The organism is Neoalteromonas facilis, assembly GCF_002807665.1.
Taxonomy (GTDB): domain Bacteria; phylum Pseudomonadota; class Gammaproteobacteria; order Enterobacterales; family Alteromonadaceae; genus Alteromonas_E; species Alteromonas_E facilis.
The window spans coordinates 160501-178967 of the sequence record NZ_PEAY01000001.1 but is presented as its reverse complement, the minus strand read 5'-3'; the positions used below and the strand labels follow the sequence as shown (position 1 = coordinate 178967).

Below are 18467 nucleotides of genomic sequence, written 5' to 3'. Positions count from 1 at the left end.
CACTCGCCCTTTGTTATGCATTTGCGATGGCTACAGCTTCTTCAACATCTACTGCCACCATACGTGACACACCGGGCTCTGCCATGGTTACCCCGGTTAGATGTTCCGCCATTTCCATCGCGATTTTATTATGGGTGATGTAAATAAACTGCACGGTTTTCGACATCTCAGACACTAAACGACAAAAACGCGCTACGTTCGCATCATCTAGCGGAGCGTCGACTTCGTCCAACAAACAAAACGGTGCAGGATTCAATCTAAAAATCGCAAATACTAATGATAATGCGGTTAGCGCTTTTTCTCCACCACTGAGGAGATGAATAGTACTATTTTTCTTGCCGGGTGGCCGTGCCATGATTGTCACACCGGTTTCAAGTAAATCATCTCCGGTTAAGTCAAGATAGGCACTGCCGCCGCCAAACACTTTTGGGAACAGCTGTTTAAGATCATCATTTACCTGATCATACGTGTGTCTGAATCGGGTTTTCGTTTCTTTATCAATCTTACGGATTGCATCTTCGAGGGTGTCCAATGCCGCCTGCAAATCATCAAACTGAGTATCTAAGTGCTGCTTGCGCTCCGCTTGTGCCTCAAATTCTTCCACGGCAGCAAGGTTTACAGCCCCCAACCGGCTTATGCCCGCTTGGGTTTTCTCAAGCTCATTTTGCCATGCGCCTTCTTCAGCTTCTGGCGGCAGAGTTTCCAAGGTTGTTTTAAGGTTCTGCTGCGTTTCAGCAAATTGTTCCAAAACCCCAGAGGCTCTTACTTGAAACCCTTGAGATTCCAACTTTAAACTTTCTAATTGAGAGCGACGCTGCTGTAAACGTTCATTCAAACCTTGAGAATCGCGTTGTGCATCGTTGATTACGGCTTCGACTTGGGCCAAATCATCGCTTTTATCTCGTTGCTCTACGCTCAACGTCTCTCGCATTGCCAATAATTCTGCAATACGCGCATCACTAGCGTCTTGAGGTTGGTGCAGTTCTGATAGTTCCTGCTGCAACGATTGCTGACGTTGCTCAGTATCCTGAACTTGTTGACGTTGAATATCCAGTTGCTGCTTTGCACCTTCAATCTGATTTTTTAATTGTTGGTACTGAATATCCAATTGGTGTTTTTGTTGCGTTAACTGCTCAACTTGTGCGCGAGAGTCTTGCACTTTTAATTCCATTTTTTCGCGATCACTTTCAGCATGCAATTGACTTGATTCATGGTCGAGGAGCTGCTCCTCTATAACTTCGAGCTTTACTGACAACTCTTCGAGTTGTAACTGTTCTTTATCCAGTAACTGCTGCTGTACTTCCTTGTCTTCTGCAAGCTTACGCTGTCGCGCCGCTGTTTGTTCTGCTTGTAATTCAAGCATACCGACTTGGCTTTGCAGTTGTTGTTTTGCTAACTGTGCTTGACGCACCGCATGGTCAGCATCGCTAGCGGCCTGAAGCAACTGCTCATTTTCTAGCATCGCGATGCTGAGTTGCTCACTTAATCCGGCAATTTTGTCTGCTTGCTCATCTGCTTGCATCGACAATTTTTCTATCTTTGCGGCTCGGCTTGCGCCACCTTGCTTGATATTGGAAGCAAAGATAACCGCATCCTTACCACGCCAATATCCGTCTGCAGTGATCGCCCATTGGTGTGGCTGCAATTCCTTGGCTAACGTATCTGCATGATCTCGATCGTCGGCGACAAAGATATGATTGAATCGCACTGGTACTTGCGAAGATTCTATCAATGCGGCAACACTGCCGGCCTCTTTTTCTGATGTCCAGTAGTCACTGAGTAATAACGATAAATGGCCTGCTTGGTTCCACTCGTGTTTTATCTGGTCTTCATTATCTATTACATAGGCTGATTGCAAGCTGGCCATTGCTGTGTCCACCAAGGCTTCTGCTCCGGCTTTAACCCGGATAGATTGCCACACACTCACAACCCCGGGATCGTCAATTACAAACTCATCTTGCTCTTGCTGCAGACTAAGCAGGGCCTCGCGCTCTGCGCTAAGTCTGTGCTGATGCTGCTGATGCTGGTTTAATTGCTCTTGATAATCTTTAACAACATCGGCTTGGGTCACTTTTTTATGTTGTAACTCTTGTTCATTTTGCTGTGCATCTGCAAGTTGATGATCACAGATAAGCAATTGCTCTTGCATACTCTCTAGCTGCTCGATCACATGATCATGTGACAATTGCTCCAGCTCATTTGTGACTTCACTTAAGCGTTGTTGCGTGCGTAACTGCATGCTCATAGTGGATTGAATTTGACTATGACAAGATTGACTTTGTTGCTTTAACTGTTGATAAGTCTGTTCCTGTTGGCGAAACTGCTGATTAAACTCCATCAAGGCTGTTTCAGCGCTATCGCGCTGTTCCGTCGCAACCGTCAATCGCTCCAAACTCATCTCGTGTTCAGGAGCTAATTCGATTTCACTCGCCAATAACTCTTCTAACAATAACTGATTCTGTTCATAGGTTTCACGCAGGTGCAGCGCTTTTTCCTCCAGCTCAGTCAGTTCTCGATTGATCTGTTCTGAACGTTGGGTTACGAACTTTTGATTCTGCTCTAATCGCGCGATTTCTGTACTGACATCAAACATTTTCTTCTGCAGCGCATCCAAAGCTTGTTTTAATTCAAACTGCCGTTGTCGCTGCTCGATTAACTTTCTTTCGTCACCACGTTGTTCTGCTATCAGAGACTCTATTTGTGTTTCACCTTCCTCAATTTGTTGCTGCAAAGTACTGACTTTTTCGCTGAATCCTAACCAACGCATAGCCGCCAATTGCGCTTTTAATTCGCGCTCACGCCGTTTAAGTTCTTTATAACGTTTTGCTGCCGCAGCTTGTCGCTGCAACTTGTCGAGTTGCGTGGCTAACTCTCCTCTTACATCTGATAAACGTTCTAGATTCTCTCGGGTATGGCGTATGCGATTTTCAGTTTCTCGTCTTCGTTCTTTATACTTAGATATGCCCGCAGCTTCTTCTATAAATACTCGCAATTCTTGAGGTTTAGATTCAATAAGGCGTGAAATCATACCCTGTTCAATGATTGCGTAGCTGCGAGGGCCCAAGCCTGTACCAAGAAATATATCGGTAACATCTCGACGGCGACATTTAGTGCCATTAAGTAAGTAAGTGGAAACTGCATCGCGCGTTACGATGCGCTTAACCGAGAGCTCATTGTATTTAGCAAATTCGCCCTGCACGCGATTGGAGGTATTGTCGAATACGAGTTCTACACTACATTGTGACACCGGCTTGCGCGCCGAACTGCCGTTGAAAATAACGTCAGTCATTGCATCACCACGCAAATTCTTTGCCGAGCTTTCCCCCAACACCCAACGAACGGCATCAATCACATTTGACTTGCCGCAACCATTCGGTCCCACTATCGCAGTCATTTCACCTGGAAATGGGATCGTTGTGGCGTCGACAAATGATTTAAAGCCAGCCAGCTTTATTCGTTTTAAGCGCATGGGTTTATTTTTCTTATACTCATTGAGCGAAGGTTGCATAACTCAACATCAATTACCTCGAATGTAACAAAACTAATCACTTGTAACAATTGGCCTTTTCATACTGATGAAATTCTCGATACACTTTATCTGAGAAGATGCAACAACAGAGGTTTCATGCACAACAATAGCCCCAATGTCAGCGGAATGAGTTATTTTATGAGTGGCTTTTCACTCATCCAAACCAAAGGTATAAAACGCTTTGTACTGGTCCCTCTTGCGATTAACTTAGTGTTATTCATTACCGCGTTTTATTTTTTATTTGGTGAAATAGCCAGTAGCATTACGTGGCTGGTTAATTTAATTCCTGAATGGCTAGGCTGGTTAAAAGAAGTTTTGGCCTTTATCTTATGGCCTCTTGCGGTCATTAGCGTGTTATTAGTCTTCGCGTTAATATTTGGCACACTGGCAAATTGGATAGCCGCTCCCTTCAATGGTTTACTATCAGAAAAAGTAGAACGGCATTTAACAGGGCAAGATCTCGGCGATGAAGGTCTGCTATCAATTATAAAAGATATTCCCCGCACGCTTGGCCGAGAGTTTTCGAAACTCGTGTACTATTTACCACGTGCAATCGGTTTCTTCTTAATATTTTTATTCGTGCCGGTATTTGGCCAAGTGATATGGTTTTTATTTTCAGCTTGGATGATGGCTATTCAGTACTGTGATTATCCATTTGATAATCATAAGGTTAGTTTCGCTGAAATGAAGCACGCGCTGCAGCAAAAAAGAAGCCGAAGCTTCTCATTTGGTATGATGGTCAGCGTCGCGTCTATGGTTCCTATCTTGAATTTTTTAGTCATGCCAGTTGCGATATGTGGTGCCACTGCCATGTGGGTTGACCAATTCCGCAATCAATATCCACCTTTACCTAAAGACTAACGTTGACCCTGACGTTTCTACTGGGCGTGACCGCTAGGTCATGTCCATTTACTTTGGCGCAATTTCAGCGTTCTGATCGATAACGCCTTGTAATTGCTCTGCTGGTTGTAGGCTTTGATTGTAGGCTACGTTAAACCAATGGGATGCCGATGATTGCATTCCCCGCTCCTGGTACAGGTGGGCAATATTAATCGATACTGGGTACCATTGCCGCTTTGCCAACAACTGCTCTCGCCACAAAGTACGATACACTTCCGGAATGTATTCACTGTCGTGAAACTCCAAAAATGTGCGTGCAGCAGTGAGCTTATAAGCCTTACGATTGACATTATTGCAGGTTCGAGCAGAGTGGATCCCCAAAGATTTTCCATCACTTAATTCGATAATCCGTTGCCATTCTGCCGCACGTGTATGGGGTTCGTAGGCAATTTCACCAGCAAATAATAAGTTGGGCGCGGTTTGCTGCTCACAATGAATATCAGCTAAATGTTCAGACATGGGATATTCGTCAGCAAAACCCGCAAAATGAGCGAGTTCATGTACGAATACGGCATAGGTGTCATTCAAGTCCAAATACATAGCGCCCATGTCGACGTATGCCCGCCCAACAGGGTTAAACACAATCACATGGGTAACATTATGTTGTGTCACGATTGGTTCAAGCTGGGTTAGATCACACATCATTCGCTGTGCCCCAGAACGTAATTTAACCTCACAGGTCAATTCACTATCTTCAAGCCACACTGGCGGACTAACACAAATAGGCAGTGAGGAAAGCCGTTTGTCTTGTTGCAATTGTGTGATCATCTGTTGCGCTTGTACTTGATTCGCTAGACTTTTCGCAACAGGCAATAAGTTCATAGCGCAGGCTTTTGTATCGGAGGGTGTGCGATCAATATTGGTATATACCATCTTGCTCGAAACAATGGCATCAACTGTGGAGGGACCTTCAATTACAGTTTGTAAATAAGACTCAGCACGTTGCTCTCCCATGTCTTTAGCAAGCAAAAAATACGCTTTTGCTTCCTCAACTCGAGCCATCTGCCAATAATATTTAGCCAAAGCAAATGCGTCGTCAGGGTAATGATTCGCCGTTTTTTCTAACCATGGCAATGCGTCATCGACGGACTGATTCATGATAAACCAGTTTGCCAACGCGTGTTGTGCAGGCAGATGCCCTGCCTGCGCACTGGATAACAATAAAGACAAGCGCTTATTGACACTGTCTGACTCTAGTGCAAGTTGAAACTGCCCCTCAGCAGAGCCGAGATTAGCAGCGCGAGCTAACCAGTTTATGCGTGTAGATTCTCTGGTACTGCGTTCAGCTAACACCAGCATTGACGTGACGTCATCTTTTGAGGCTAACTCCATTAACCAGTAGTCATCGCCAGCACGAACAGCAATATCACGCAATTTTGAAATGTCGCCATCCACACCGAAGTGAAGACGCTTAAGCTCAAGCTGTGCGCGTTCATCACCGGTTAACAAGTGCAGATATTGCGCGTCAAAGGACTGTGAAGACGGCAAGCAAACGAGTATCGCGCTGCATACAGCGGCAATGCTTAGATAGCGCTTCATTTAGGCAATTTGCCCCTATGAATCCGTTGTTTCGGTGCGTTCGCTAAGTCGCTCCAGTTCCAGCCTAGCATAGCGATGTTCAACGAACTCATACACGTTAGTGCTCAGTGCGAGCTTGAAATAATTGCTGGCTTTGCCACGATGACCTAACGCACTGTGATACTTGCCAATGTAGAAATAAGCTTCGCATACACGATTGTTGAGTTCAGTACGATTCGAGATATTTTCAATTAATAAGCCCAATAGCGTGCTTTCATCGATGTCTTCTAGGTAAAAATCAACGATGTAATTTGCCCACATCTCTGGATTCAATTGTGGTCTTATTTCTCGCAGAGCTTGCTTTGCTGCAACGGGGTCGACTTCCCGCTGAGCGATATACAACCAAATCGCACGGTATGGGTCAGACGCATCATTGTCTCTAAAGCGAGTTAAATCATCTACGGCCAATCTAGGCTCACCGCCGTAATACAGTGCAATGCCTCGATTCAAGAACGCGTATTCATATTCCGGCTTTAAATCTATTGATGAGTCGAACGCTTCATACGCCTGTATAAATTCTTGCTGCTGGGTGTAATGGATACCAATAGAGTTGTACGCTTCAGCCATAGTCGGCTGCAATTGCAAAACTTGACTGTAATCAAACTGCGCGAGACTGGTAAGGCCGATGCTGTCATACAGCATTCCACGCTGATACAAAAGTTCTGCCCGCTCCTGTTCGGCGATATCCGCTTGATTCAGAATGTAGTTAAAACGCGCAATGGCCAATTGAGTGCGCGGATTGGCCGGAATAGGCTCAACCAATAATAGATTGCCCATCTGAGCAGTTCTTTCTTGCGGTACTTGAGCACAGCCGCCCAGTAGTAACAGTATCAATACAATCGTGAAGATAAGTTTTTGCAACGTAAACCTTTTGGGTAAAGACGTGGCCCTTTCAAGACTATGCGAACTAGCCTATTTCATGTTAAAAAGGACACTAACAATTTAAATGATGTTCTATGAATACTAGCAAAATATCTGCAACACAAACAGCATTGCGTGACGCTGCATTAAAAGTTCAAGAAAACGCCTACGCGCCCTACTCCAACTTTAAAGTGGGTGCCGCAATTTTGGCATCCAATGGTAAAATTTACGCCGGCTGTAATGTTGAAAATGCAGCTTACCCGTTAGGTACTTGCGCTGAAGGCGGTGCTATCAGTGCAATGATCGCGGATGGTGCCACTTCAATCAATGAGGTCTTTATCGTAGGTAGCGCTGATCAAGCGTGCTATCCATGCGGTGGTTGTCGACAAAAGCTGGCTGAATTTAGCCAGCCAGAAGTCAAAGTAACCATGCAAAGTCACTCTGGGCAGTATGAAATTCTGACAGTTGGTGAGCTTCTTCCCGCCAGCTTCAGCTTAAATTAACAACCTTTTTTCGCCTGACGACTTTCAAACGCGGCGATCTGTTCAGGCGATGCAGGTTGTTGAAACTTCTCTTTCCACTCGCTATAGGGCATACCGTATATACGTTCCCTGGCTTGTTCATAGTCTACAGAAACATCCTGTTCCTTAGCAGCCGCCACGTACCATTTAGCCAAACAATTCCGGCAAAAGTCAGCGAGAATCATCAAGTCTATATTTTGCACATCCTTATTTTCATCGAGGTGTTGAAGCAGGCGGTTAAATACAGCTGATTCAATTTTCAGTGTGGTTTCATTTTCCATAGACGTATTCCTTACTCTTCGGTTAGCCATCCGTTTTGTGTGGCTAAATCAATTTGTTCAAGTACATACGACCAGAGTTTCGGCGCAGATCGTTCTAAATGTTTATTTCGATTGATAACTTGTTGTCTTTTAACCTTATTTTGCGACCAACTGCCACCGCCATTTTGCATATTTTGTATCAGCGGCAACACGCGGTCCATCGCTTTGGCGAAACAGGCATCGGCAGTCTCTGCTGCTTCAAACTCACACCATAAACTCAATAGGGTTTGCGCCTGTGTTTCAGGTAATAAACCGAAAATACGTTTTGCTGCTAGCATTTCTTTGTCAGATTGTTGCGCTAACATTTCAGTAGGCGCAAATGCAAAGGTATCACCGGCATCTATTTCTACGATATCGTGGATCAAAAGCATTAATATAACGCGACCGATGTCGATAGGTTCCTCCGCGTAGGGTGATAGAACTTGAGCCATAAGGGCGATATGCCAACTGTGTTCGGCACTGTTTTCGTATCGATTGTTGTCATTCTTAATAAGCGCTTTTCGATAAACCGCTTTTAATTTATCCAGTTCTTGAATAAATGCTAACTGCTGTTCCAACATATGTAACAACTCTTTCTACTTAATTTTTGACATAAAAAAGCCAGCGCAAGGCTGGCTTTTTAAGAACATTACAAGAGATTACTGATTGCCATTTGGCTCGTCATTTGACTCTTCAGCTTCTTCTTTTACCGGCTTTTCTAGCAACTCTTTGATGCTTAAACGAACACGGTTTTGGCGATCGATTTCCATTACTTTCACGTCAACCATCTGACCTTCTGAAAGGTAATCAGATACCTTAGCTACACGCTCGTGAGCAATTTGTGAGATGTGAACAAGGCCTTCTTTGCCTGGCAACACTTCAACGAATGCACCGAAATCAACAATACGCGTCACTTTACCGTGGTACGTTTTGCCTACTTCAATTTCTGCCGTAACTTGTTCAATTTTAGCAATCGCAATTTCGGCTTTAGCACGCTCAGTCGCGAAGATTTTGATAGTACCGTCATCTTCAATTTCGATGTTGGTATCAGACTCTTCAGTGATTGAACGGATCATGGCGCCACCTTTACCAATGACATCACGGATCTTATCTTGGTCAATCTTCAGTGTATAAATTCGTGGTGCGAATTCAGACATTTCTTCACGGTGACCAGAGATAGCTTCATCCATTACACCCAAGATATGCAAACGTGCTTCTTTTGCTTGCTTAAGTGCTTGTTGCATGATTTCTTGCGTAATACCTTCGATCTTGATATCCATTTGAAGAGCGGTAATACCATTAGTTGTACCCGCTACTTTAAAGTCCATATCACCCAAGTGATCTTCATCACCTAGAATGTCAGATAATACGACGAAGTTGTCATCAGATTTAACCAAACCCATTGCGATACCCGCAACTGATGCTTTAATCGGTACACCAGCATCCATAAGTGCTAATGAAGTACCACAAACTGACGCCATAGACGATGAACCGTTTGATTCAGTAATTTCTGAAACCACACGCACAACATACGGGAACTCAGCTTCAGTCGGCATAACCGCTTGAATACCACGCTTCGCTAAACGGCCGTGACCAATTTCACGACGCTTAGGTGAACCGATCATGCCAGTTTCACCAACACAGTATGGAGGGAAGTTATAGTGCAACATGAAACGGCTATCACGCTTACCAGCTAGCTCGTCGATCATCTGTGCATCACGCTCAGTACCTAAAGTTGCTACAACCAAGGCTTGCGTTTCACCACGTGTAAACAAAGCAGAACCGTGTGTACGTGGCAATAAACCTGTTGCTACGTCTAATGCACGGATCATGTCTGGGCTACGACCATCGATACGTGGCTCACCCGCTAAAATACGAGAACGAACAACTTCACTTTCAAGGTCATGCAATAAGCCAAGCACTTCATTGCTGTCTTGCTCTGCATCTGCAGCTAAGATTTCCGCTAGCGCTTTCTCAGTAACGGCAGTTACTGCATCTTTACGCTCCATTTTGTCAGAAATCTGATAAGCCGCTGTCATGCCTTCTTTAGCAAGCGCAGCTACTTTATCTTTTAATTCTGTATTTTCAGCTTCTGGCTGCCATTCCCATTTAGGCGTAGCAACTTCTGCTGCAAACTCATTTACTGCATTGACAACGGCTTGCATCTGCTCGTGACCGAACATTACTGCGCCAAGCATAACGTCTTCGCTCAGCATGTTGGCTTCTGATTCAACCATCAATACGGCACCTTGAGTACCGGCAACTACGAGGTCTAGCTCGCTCTGTTCTTGCTCAGATGCACGCGTGTTAAGGATGTACTGACCATCAGTGTAGCCAACACGAGCAGCACCAATTGGGCCATTGAAAGGTATACCTGAAATAGCTAACGCAGCAGATGTACCGATCATAGAAATAATGTCAGTTGGGATCTCTGGGTTTGAAGAAACCACCGTGATAACAACTTGCACTTCGTTTTTAAACCCTTCAGGGAAAAGCGGACGAATCGGTCTATCGATTAAACGTGCCGTTAGGGTTTCGTTTTCTGAAGGACGACCTTCGCGCTTGAAGAAACCACCTGGGATTTTACCCGCAGCGTATGTTTTTTCCTGATAATTTACTGTTAACGGGAAAAAGTCTTGACCTTCTTTCGCTTCTTTTTTACCAACGACAGTGACTAGCACTGAAGTGTCGTCCATGCTCGCCATAACAGCAGCTGATGCTTGACGTGCAATTACACCTGTTTCTAAGGTGACCGTATGTTGTCCATACGTAAATGTTTTTGTAATAGGATTCACTATTATTCCTTTCTATTAATCTATTATCGCTTTTTAATGCGGCGCATAGTATACCGGTCATCACACGCTATGGCTATGCACAAAACGTTATTTAAAGATAATATCCCGTGCTTTGTCACAAATAGCCGCAACCGCAGGGTGAGTGACTTTACGCTCTGAAGAAATAGCATAGAATCGCTGTTTAATTTCATCCGTTCTACCAATCACTTCAACCTTAAACTGTTCGCATACTTCTTCTTCAATCACGGTTGGCATAAAAAACACACCAAAACCGGACATACCAAAAGATTTCATTAATGCACTGTCATCATACTGCCCCCGCAGTAATGGAAAAATATCGTTATCACTTGACCAACGATCAAATAATTGACGAATCGCATACTGTTTGGTGGGTAGTAACATAGGTGCATGGTTGAGATTATGTGGGAATGTACCACTGAGTTTCTGCTTCAACGACGGTGCAGCAAGAAACGACAATCCCGACTCTCCCAAGAAATGATTATACGCCTTTATACTAAACGCAGATGACAATGGTGTGTCAGTTAACACCATATCCACTTCGTGAACCGCTAAATCAGCTAAAATGGCGTCTATCGGCCCTTCTTTGCTGATCAAATGAATATCTTCATCCAAGTTTAAAGCCGGTTCTAAGATCTTGTATACAATGGTCTTGGGTATTGCACTTGCCGCACTGACAATAAACTCTGACGCACCGATTTGTGGCGCTCCGCGCAACACATCACTCAGCTCTCTGCCTAATTCAAAGATTTCATCAGCATACCGCAACACTAATCTACCCGTCTCGGTTAGCTGCAATCCCCTCCCTACACGGTCAAACAACGGTTGACGAATGCGATCTTCTAACATGCTAAGTTGGCCGCTGATAGTTTGCGGCGTTATATGTAACTTTGCAGCAGCTTTTGCTATCGAGCCCTCCTTTGCGACAACCCAAAAGTAATGAAGGTGTTTATAGTTAATATTTTCTGCCATTGAGATTTTTTCCAATTACACTTTTTAAATTTTTTTCGATGTATAGCATCGCTATCAAACGATTTTTCTTGCTTTAATCGGATTGGTTAAATATGCGTTGTGAGCCGGTAGTAGTCAAACAAAATCGACAGTTTTAGTAACCGTTAAGGCAAATGTAGATGCGCATCAAATATAATGTTCGTGACTATGCAGTCACGCCTACCTTAAAAGCGTTTATCAATGAAAAAATCGGGTTCTCGTTAAGCCGGTTTGCGCAGCGAATACGCGTGGTCATTTTCTCAATAAGCCAAACGCGATCAAACAATGGCGAATTACAGTGTATATGTGTGATTAAGGTTAAACTGAATCAATACAAAACCTTGGTAGCAGAAGAGCAAGGCCGAGATATGTACCTCACTGTGCAGGCTTGCAGCTATAAAGCTAAGCGAAAAATTGAGAGGCATTTTTATACAAGTCGCACTAAAACCCATCGGGCCAATATGATGCAATACAGTAGACTAAAAAGCGAGTGAACAACAGAAAGTGTTGGCAGTGCTAACTGTGCAACAAAAAGCAAAAAGGCCAGCATATGCTGGCCTTATTTTATTGGTGCGGATGGAGGGACTTGAACCCTCACGAGCATAGCTCACTACCCCCTCAAGATAGCGTGTCTACCAATTCCACCACATCCGCTAAATTCTAGTTTGGTACGTCAGAGTCGTCTGATGCTGGCTGTGTTTCTTCAGCTGGAACATCTGTTGCTGGGACGGTTTCAGCCACTGGCACTTCTAGGTTTTGCCATTCATCAACTGCTTTCTCTCTATTCGCCGTCATATTTCCAAGCGTCAAGCTGATTAAGAAAAACAAGGTTGCCAAAATAGCAGTAGTGCGTGTCATGAAATTACCTGAGCCAGATGAACCAAACACAGTGTTTGAACCACCAGAGCCAAACGAAGCACCCATGTCAGCACCTTTACCTTGTTGGATCAAAACGATACCAATCAATACCAAAGCAACTAACAAATAAACGACAATCAAAACTTCATATAACATGTTTTTTTACTCTCCTGCGACTCGTCACAACATCGTTGAACGACAAATCGCTTCAAATTCTTCTGGTTTTAGGCTTGCACCACCTATCAAACCACCATCAATGTCAGCTTGGGAAAACAGTTCTCTTGCATTATCCGCTTTCACACTGCCGCCATATAACAACCTGACGCTTTTAGCTGCATCAGCACTAACTTTGGCTAATGCATCACGTATGTAGGCATGCATTGCTTGCGCCTGCTGTGGCGACGCTGTTTTGCCTGTTCCTATTGCCCAAATAGGCTCATAGGCAATTACGACAGTAGCAAGCTCTTCGGCGGACAGCACTTCAAACACAGCTTGCAACTGGCTTAATACATAAGTTTCTTCATTACCGGCTTCGCGTACATCCAGTGGTTCACCCACGCAGATAATTGGCGTAACATTTTGTGCCAATAATGCTTTTGCTTTGCTGGCAACCTGCTGACTGGATTCACCATGATCGGTACGGCGCTCAGAATGACCTACTATCGTGTACTGACAACCAACATCGGCCAACATTGCAGCGCTTACATCACCTGTATGAGCGCCCTCGCCTAGCTCACTCACATTTTGCGCTGCAACCAGAAACCCTGACGGGCCCAATTTTTGCGCAGCAATAGTAATGTAAGGTGCCGGCGGGCATAGCACTGCCTCACAGGTTAATGCTGACACGCTGTCAAAATGGTCAGCGAATGAGGACAACAACGCGTTGTTGCCATTCATTTTCCAATTTCCAGCCACCAGCGGCTTTCGAGAATTCTGCATAATCAATCCTTGTGCCGCTTCAAAGCGGGCGAGATATTAACGATTCCACTCATAATATACAAGTATCTAAACGACAAATTAGGCTAATTTATTGCGACTAGGAGCAATACTAGCAACATCGCGGATTTAAGCGGTTACTGCTTGAACAACTTCAGCAATATGCAGTGCCCAACGTGTTGACATATCATTGTCATTGGATTCGACCATAACCCGAATAAGAGGCTCTGTTCCGCTCTTTCTCAGCAAGACTCGACCGTTTTTGCCTAGTGCTGCTTCAGCTTCCTTAACCGCTTTGCTCACATCTGCATGAGTGAGTGGGTCAACGTTGGTATTTTCAAAGCGAACATTCTCTAAGACCTGCGGATACTTTTCAAAACCACTCGATAAATCATGTAAACTCATATCAGCACGTAACATCGAGGTTAAAACTTGCAGACCCGCGATTATACCATCACCCGTTGATGAGGTTGCCAGATTAAGCACATGGCCAGAATTTTCACCGCCTATATGCCAACCTTTCTCTTGCAGTAATTCCATGACATAACGATCGCCAACTTTGCTTCGCGCAAAAGGAACGCCTAACTTTGCCAAACCGTTCTCTAGCCCGAGATTACTCATCAAAGTACCAACAACACCGCCAGACAAACGACCGGACTTAAGTGCATCGCGCGCGATGATATATATAATTTGATCTCCGTCGATAACATTGCCGAGATGGTCTACCATCATGATGCGGTCACCATCACCGTCTAATGCCATTCCCAAATGAGCTCCAGAAGCCAATACTTCATCGACAATGGCTTTCATGCTGGTTGCACCAACTTTGTGGTTTATGTTTGTACCGTTTGGATTAGTGCCAATTTCAATCACTTCAGCACCGAGTTCACTGAGTACGTTTGGTGCAATGTGATAGGTTGCGCCATGCGCACAATCAACGACTATCTTCATGCCCTTAAGCGAAAGGTCGGATGGGAAGGTACCTTTACAAAACTCGATATAGCGACCTGCGGCATCATTAATGCGGATCGCTTTACCCAGTTTATCTGAGGCAACACATGTCATCGGTTGCTTCATTTGGGCCTCAATAGCCAATTCAATAGAATCGTCTAATTTAAAGCCATTGGCTGAAAAGAATTTAATGCCATTGTCGTAATAAGGGTTGTGCGATGCACTGATAACGATCCCGGCCTCTGAACGAAACGTTTTGGTTAAGTAGGCGATAGCAGGGGTAGGCATTGGTCCAAGCAGGCCAATATTAATACCCGCAGCAGACAAGCCCGCTTCGAGAGCTGACTCGAGCATATAACCTGAAATTCGAGTATCTTTACCAATCAATACTTTGTTTGTGCCTTGACCGGCAAGCACTTTACCGGCAGCCCAACCAAGCTTTGTGACAAATTCAGGGTTAATTGCGCTTTCGCCTACTTTGCCGCGAATTCCATCAGTTCCAAAAAATTCTCTTTGCCCCATGTCCCTACTACCTATTGGTTATTATTTTTAATCGCTTCGACTATGCGGATAGCATCTACCGTTTCATCAACATCATGTACACGGATAATATGCGCCCCCCACTGAGCCGCAAGTGTAGCCGCAGCAATACTGGCGGCCAATCGTTTTTCTACCGTTTTATGTGTAACAACCCCTAACATCGATTTTCTTGATACGCCCACAAGCAATGGGTAACCAAGTTCTAACATTTGAGGTATTGCATTAAACAATGCGTAATTGTGTTGTACCGTTTTACCAAATCCAAAACCAGGATCCAACGCTATTTCAGATTTTTTAATGCCCGCGTCTACACACATTTGCACGCGCTCAAGAAGAAATGCAGTGACATCGTCAACAACCTGTCCATAACGTGGATCATGTTGCATAGTGCGTGGCTCACCTTGCATGTGCATCAAACACACGGGTACGCCTAAGTCTGCAGCAGCGTCAAGTGCGCCAGGTGTTCTGAGCGCATTAATATCGTTAATCATGTTTGCGCCCGCGCCAATACCTGCACGCATCACTTCAGGCTTGTGCGTATCAATGGATATCGGTATATCGGTATGTCGCCGAAGCTGCTCCACAACTGGCACCACACGCGCCAGCTCAGAATCAATATCAACGGCTTGCGCACCGGGTCTAGTGGATTCTCCACCAATATCAATAATAGCAGCACCTTGCTCTACCATAAGCAGTGCATTTTCTACGGCGCGCTCTACATGGGTATTAATCCCCCCGTCGGAGAATGAATCAGGGGTAACATTTAAAATCCCCATTACACTCGGGGATGTAATTTGCGTCAGCGAAAACATATTGCCTCAGCGACTCCTTTTTTAATACAAAAACGCCAGCTTACGCTGGCGCTTTATTAGCATGATTCAATAATCAGCTCGTTGCATCATTTGGCTTGGCATTGGTTGTGTCAGACGATTCGTTATCATTTACGTCTTGTTTAACCTCTGCTCCACCACTGGGCTTATCATTATCATTCGATTTTGAGCTATCCCAGTCAGCCGGTGGGCGTACATCACGACGCTCCATCAAATCATCGATTTGTTTGGCATCAATCGTTTCATACTTCATCAATGCGTCCTTCATTGAATGAAGAATATCGATGTTTTCTTTTAAGATGTTTTCAGCACGCTCATAGTTACGGTCAATCAACGATTTAATTTCTGCGTCAATAGCACGCGCCGTATCATCAGACATGTGGCTCGCTTTAGACATACTGCGCCCAAGGAATACTTCACCTTCCTCTTCTGCATATAGCATAGGACCCATTTTGCTCGATAAGCCCCATTGAGTCACCATTTTGCGTGCAATTTCAGTTGCACGTTCAATGTCGTTTGACGCGCCTGTCGTCACTTTATCATCACCGTATATGATCTGTTCAGCAATACGACCACCAAACAAGCTTGAAATCATACTTTCTAGATGCTGTTTACTATGGCTAACGCGATCTTGCTCTGGTAAATACATGGTCACACCCAACGCTCGACCGCGTGGAATGATAGACACTTTGTAAACCGGATCATGCTCTGGCACTAAGCGGCCTACAATAGCGTGACCAGCTTCATGATAGGCCGTCATGGTCTTCTCTGCTTCAGACATAACCATTGATTTGCGTTCTGAGCCCATCATGATCTTATCTTTGGCTTTATCGAATTCTTCCATTGAAACCAATCGCTTGTTAGAACGCGCAGCAAATAATGCAGCTTCGTTAACAAGGTTGGCTAGGTCAGCTCCGGAAAAGCCTGGTGTTCCACGCGCAATTACAGATGCTTCAACGTTATCGCTGATCGGCACTTTACGCATATGAACTTTAAGGATCTGTTCACGGCCACGAATGTCTGGCAAGCCCACAACCACTTGACGGTCGAATCGACCTGGACGCAATAGCGCCGGATCTAATACGTCTGGTCGGTTGGTAGCTGCAATTACAATAATACCTTCATGACCTTCAAAACCATCCATCTCAACCAACATTTGGTTAAGTGTTTGTTCACGTTCATCGTGACCACCGCCTAAACCAGCACCACGCTGACGTCCAACGGCATCAATTTCGTCAATAAAGATAATGCACGGTGCAGATTTCTTAGCTTGTTCAAACATGTCTCGAACACGGCTTGCACCAACACCCACGAACATTTCAACGAAGTCAGAGCCCGAAATAGTGAAGAATGGTACTTTAGCTTCACCCGCAATCGCCTTCGCTAGTAACGTCTTACCCGTACCAGGAGGGCCCACCATTAAAACACCCTTGGGGATTTTTCCGCCTAGCTTTTGGAATTTTGATGGGTCACGTAAAAAGTCGACTAATTCTGCAACATCTTCTTTCGCTTCATCACAACCGGCAACATCTGCGAAGGTTGTTTTGATTTGGTCTTCACCTAACAAGCGCGCTTTACTTTTACCAAACGACATTGCGCCACGACCACCGCCGCCTTGCATTTGACGCATGAAGAAAATCCACACACCGATTAACAGCAGCATTGGGAACCATGAAATAAAGATCGTACCTAATAATGAAGGTGACTCTGGTGGCTCGCCTAATACTCGAACGTCTTGTTTAATTAAGTCTGAAATTAATTGCTCATCAAAATAAGGAATATAAGTGACAAAAGTATCACCATTACTTCTGGTGCCACGGATTTCGCGTGCATCACTGTTGATCCGCACTTCTCGAATATTGCCTTGATTAACCTGATTGATAAACGTCGTGTAATCAGTTTGCGCACGAGTTGACTCACCGGGAGAAAAACTCTGGAAAACTGACATCAATACCACGGCGATAACCAGCCAAAGGATTAAATTTTTTGCCATGTCGCTCAACGCATTAAACCTCGTAAATAATTGCTAGGGATTTCGATGCCCACACTCAGCAAATGTTCCTGAACGTGAACGTAAAACTCTCGTCGCGAAGTAGTACACAATACTACACCTTGTAACCAGTCGCCACTAAATACATACCTTGAAAACGTGCATGTAAACAGTCTGGTTTACGCGTTTTAACTATTTTTAAACGCGTTTTGACGTCGCCAAAGAATTCATCGAATCCTTCGCCTTGGAATACCTTAATAACAAATGCCTCGTTAGGCTTTATCACTATATATAACGCACTAAGTGCTAATTTACATATATACAATACGCACCTGCTTAACAGATGGATTAACGCTATCCATATAAGCACTTAACTCAAATCAGCTTTGTAGGACGTCTGCCCTTTACTCATTGTAAACATGATCTTTTAACTCGCGTTAACGACTCGCTGAGTGCTTCTTTTTCGTTATTAATCGCGATGATTGTCGTATTGCAACTTAGATGGCGTTAGAATAGCGCTTTTCAAGTGACATTACGTCATCTAATTGTAAGAAAATTGGTACGATGAATCTAACGACTAAACAAAAGCAGTTCCTCAAAGGGCTGGCGCATGACAAAAAACCAATCGTTCAGCTTGGTAATAATGGCCTTACCGAAGGTGTATTAGCTGAAATTGACAACGCTTTGGGCCATCACGAGCTGATCAAAGTGAAAATCCCCACTGACGATCGTGACGAAAAGAAGCTTATTGCTGAAGCAATTGCGCGTGAAACGCAAGCTGCACAAATTCAGATTATTGGCCATACACTGGTGTTATATAAACCGGCTAAAGAACCCAAAATCGTCCTGCCTAGACGGTAATAATAGAACC

The 18467-nt window shown here is 44.4% G+C and carries 17 protein-coding genes and 1 tRNA gene; 4 read left to right on the top strand and 14 right to left on the bottom strand.

Going from position 1 to position 18467, the window contains the following annotated elements; translation table 11 throughout:
* Window positions 1-13: 13 nt before the first annotated feature.
* Window positions 14-3469 (bottom strand): chromosome segregation protein SMC, encoded by a 3456-nt coding sequence (smc, locus tag CSH93_RS00825; RefSeq protein ID WP_100642295.1) that lies wholly within the window; start codon window positions 3467-3469, stop codon window positions 14-16.
* Window positions 3470-3625: 156 nt separating this feature from the next.
* Between smc and cysZ the strand changes: the two genes are divergently transcribed.
* Window positions 3626-4390, top strand: coding sequence for a sulfate transporter CysZ (gene cysZ / locus CSH93_RS00820; RefSeq protein WP_100640954.1), 765 nt, complete (start codon window positions 3626-3628; stop codon window positions 4388-4390).
* Window positions 4391-4438: 48 nt separating this feature from the next.
* Here the strand turns inward: cysZ and CSH93_RS00815 are convergent, their stop codons facing one another.
* Together CSH93_RS00815 and nlpI are read right to left on the bottom strand one after the other, a co-directional pair.
* Window positions 4439-5968, bottom strand: coding sequence for a tetratricopeptide repeat protein (locus CSH93_RS00815; protein ID WP_100640952.1), 1530 nt, complete (start codon window positions 5966-5968; stop codon window positions 4439-4441).
* Window positions 5969-5983: 15 nt separating this feature from the next.
* On the bottom strand, window positions 5984-6868 hold the full coding sequence (gene nlpI, locus CSH93_RS00810) for a lipoprotein NlpI (protein ID WP_100640937.1): 885 nt from the start codon (window positions 6866-6868) through the stop codon (window positions 5984-5986).
* A 95-nt stretch (window positions 6869-6963) separates the two neighbouring features.
* On the opposite strand from nlpI, the gene CSH93_RS00805 reads away from it, so the two are divergent.
* Entirely contained in the window at window positions 6964-7371 is a 408-nt protein-coding gene (locus CSH93_RS00805; protein ID WP_100640935.1) for a cytidine deaminase, read from the top strand.
* Here CSH93_RS00805 and CSH93_RS00800 read toward each other — a convergent pair.
* The 4 genes from CSH93_RS00800 to nhaR form a co-directional block, all read right to left on the bottom strand.
* Complete coding sequence (locus tag CSH93_RS00800) at window positions 7368-7670, bottom strand: DUF1244 domain-containing protein (protein ID WP_100640932.1); 303 nt, start codon at window positions 7668-7670, stop codon at window positions 7368-7370. The two genes, CSH93_RS00805 and CSH93_RS00800, sit on opposite strands and share 4 nt — an antisense overlap.
* Window positions 7671-7681: 11 nt before the next feature.
* On the bottom strand, window positions 7682-8269 hold the full coding sequence (locus CSH93_RS00795) for an HD domain-containing protein (protein WP_100640930.1): 588 nt from the start codon (window positions 8267-8269) through the stop codon (window positions 7682-7684).
* Between the two features lie 78 nt (window positions 8270-8347).
* A complete protein-coding gene (gene pnp, locus CSH93_RS00790) occupies window positions 8348-10483 on the bottom strand; it encodes a polyribonucleotide nucleotidyltransferase (protein WP_100640928.1) in 2136 nt (711 codons plus the stop codon).
* Between the two features lie 87 nt (window positions 10484-10570).
* A complete protein-coding gene (nhaR, locus tag CSH93_RS00785; protein WP_100640926.1) occupies window positions 10571-11473 on the bottom strand; it encodes a transcriptional activator NhaR in 903 nt (300 codons plus the stop codon).
* A gap of 158 nt (window positions 11474-11631) precedes the next feature.
* Between nhaR and CSH93_RS00780 the strand changes: the two genes are divergently transcribed.
* Window positions 11632-11985, top strand: coding sequence for an HPF/RaiA family ribosome-associated protein (locus CSH93_RS00780; protein ID WP_100640924.1), 354 nt, complete (start codon window positions 11632-11634; stop codon window positions 11983-11985).
* A gap of 74 nt (window positions 11986-12059) precedes the next feature.
* On the opposite strand, the gene CSH93_RS00775 is transcribed toward CSH93_RS00780, so the two are convergent.
* From CSH93_RS00775 to CSH93_RS18250, 7 genes are all read right to left on the bottom strand, one after another.
* Window positions 12060-12145 (bottom strand) — tRNA-Leu (locus CSH93_RS00775).
* Between the two features lie 6 nt (window positions 12146-12151).
* Entirely contained in the window at window positions 12152-12505 is a 354-nt protein-coding gene (secG, locus tag CSH93_RS00770) for a preprotein translocase subunit SecG (protein WP_100640922.1), read from the bottom strand.
* A gap of 24 nt (window positions 12506-12529) precedes the next feature.
* A complete protein-coding gene (gene tpiA, locus CSH93_RS00765; protein WP_100642294.1) occupies window positions 12530-13291 on the bottom strand; it encodes a triose-phosphate isomerase in 762 nt (253 codons plus the stop codon).
* Window positions 13292-13414: 123 nt separating this feature from the next.
* Window positions 13415-14758 carry a phosphoglucosamine mutase gene (gene glmM, locus CSH93_RS00760; RefSeq protein WP_100640920.1) on the bottom strand — a complete coding sequence of 448 codons (1344 nt, stop codon included), beginning with the start codon at window positions 14756-14758 and terminating at the stop codon, window positions 13415-13417.
* 11 nt (window positions 14759-14769) lie between these two features.
* Window positions 14770-15588 (bottom strand): dihydropteroate synthase, encoded by an 819-nt coding sequence (folP, locus tag CSH93_RS00755; protein WP_100640918.1) that lies wholly within the window; start codon window positions 15586-15588, stop codon window positions 14770-14772.
* A gap of 73 nt (window positions 15589-15661) precedes the next feature.
* On the bottom strand, window positions 15662-17608 hold the full coding sequence (gene ftsH, locus CSH93_RS00750; RefSeq protein ID WP_100640916.1) for an ATP-dependent zinc metalloprotease FtsH: 1947 nt from the start codon (window positions 17606-17608) through the stop codon (window positions 15662-15664).
* 103 nt (window positions 17609-17711) lie between these two features.
* On the bottom strand, window positions 17712-17966 hold the full coding sequence (locus CSH93_RS18250; RefSeq protein WP_124748919.1) for an SAM-dependent methyltransferase: 255 nt from the start codon (window positions 17964-17966) through the stop codon (window positions 17712-17714).
* Window positions 17967-18160: 194 nt separating this feature from the next.
* On the opposite strand from CSH93_RS18250, the gene yhbY reads away from it, so the two are divergent.
* Window positions 18161-18457, top strand: a complete 297-nt coding sequence (gene yhbY, locus CSH93_RS00740; RefSeq protein WP_100640912.1) for a ribosome assembly RNA-binding protein YhbY — start codon at window positions 18161-18163, stop codon at window positions 18455-18457.
* The last annotated feature ends 10 nt before the right edge of the window (window positions 18458-18467 follow it).

Excerpts from the sequence above, each read along its gene's own strand:
- yhbY (WP_100640912.1), top strand. The coding sequence starts at position 18,161 with ATGAATCTAACGACTAAACAAAAGCAGTTCCTCAAAGGGCTGGCGCAT.
- CSH93_RS00805 (WP_100640935.1), top strand. The coding sequence starts at position 6,964 with ATGAATACTAGCAAAATATCTGCAACACAAACAGCATTGCGTGACGCT.
- cysZ (WP_100640954.1), top strand. The coding sequence starts at position 3,626 with ATGCACAACAATAGCCCCAATGTCAGCGGAATGAGTTATTTTATGAGT.
- smc (WP_100642295.1), bottom strand. The coding sequence starts at position 3,469 with ATGCGCTTAAAACGAATAAAGCTGGCTGGCTTTAAATCATTTGTCGAC.
- CSH93_RS00815 (WP_100640952.1), bottom strand. The coding sequence starts at position 5,968 with ATGAAGCGCTATCTAAGCATTGCCGCTGTATGCAGCGCGATACTCGTT.
- CSH93_RS00780 (WP_100640924.1), top strand. The coding sequence starts at position 11,632 with ATGCGCATCAAATATAATGTTCGTGACTATGCAGTCACGCCTACCTTA.
- CSH93_RS00800 (WP_100640932.1), bottom strand. The coding sequence starts at position 7,670 with ATGGAAAATGAAACCACACTGAAAATTGAATCAGCTGTATTTAACCGC.
- nhaR (WP_100640926.1), bottom strand. The coding sequence starts at position 11,473 with ATGGCAGAAAATATTAACTATAAACACCTTCATTACTTTTGGGTTGTC.
- secG (WP_100640922.1), bottom strand. The coding sequence starts at position 12,505 with ATGTTATATGAAGTTTTGATTGTCGTTTATTTGTTAGTTGCTTTGGTA.
- CSH93_RS00795 (WP_100640930.1), bottom strand. The coding sequence starts at position 8,269 with ATGTTGGAACAGCAGTTAGCATTTATTCAAGAACTGGATAAATTAAAA.
- glmM (WP_100640920.1), bottom strand. The coding sequence starts at position 14,758 with ATGGGGCAAAGAGAATTTTTTGGAACTGATGGAATTCGCGGCAAAGTA.
- folP (WP_100640918.1), bottom strand. The coding sequence starts at position 15,588 with ATGTTTTCGCTGACGCAAATTACATCCCCGAGTGTAATGGGGATTTTA.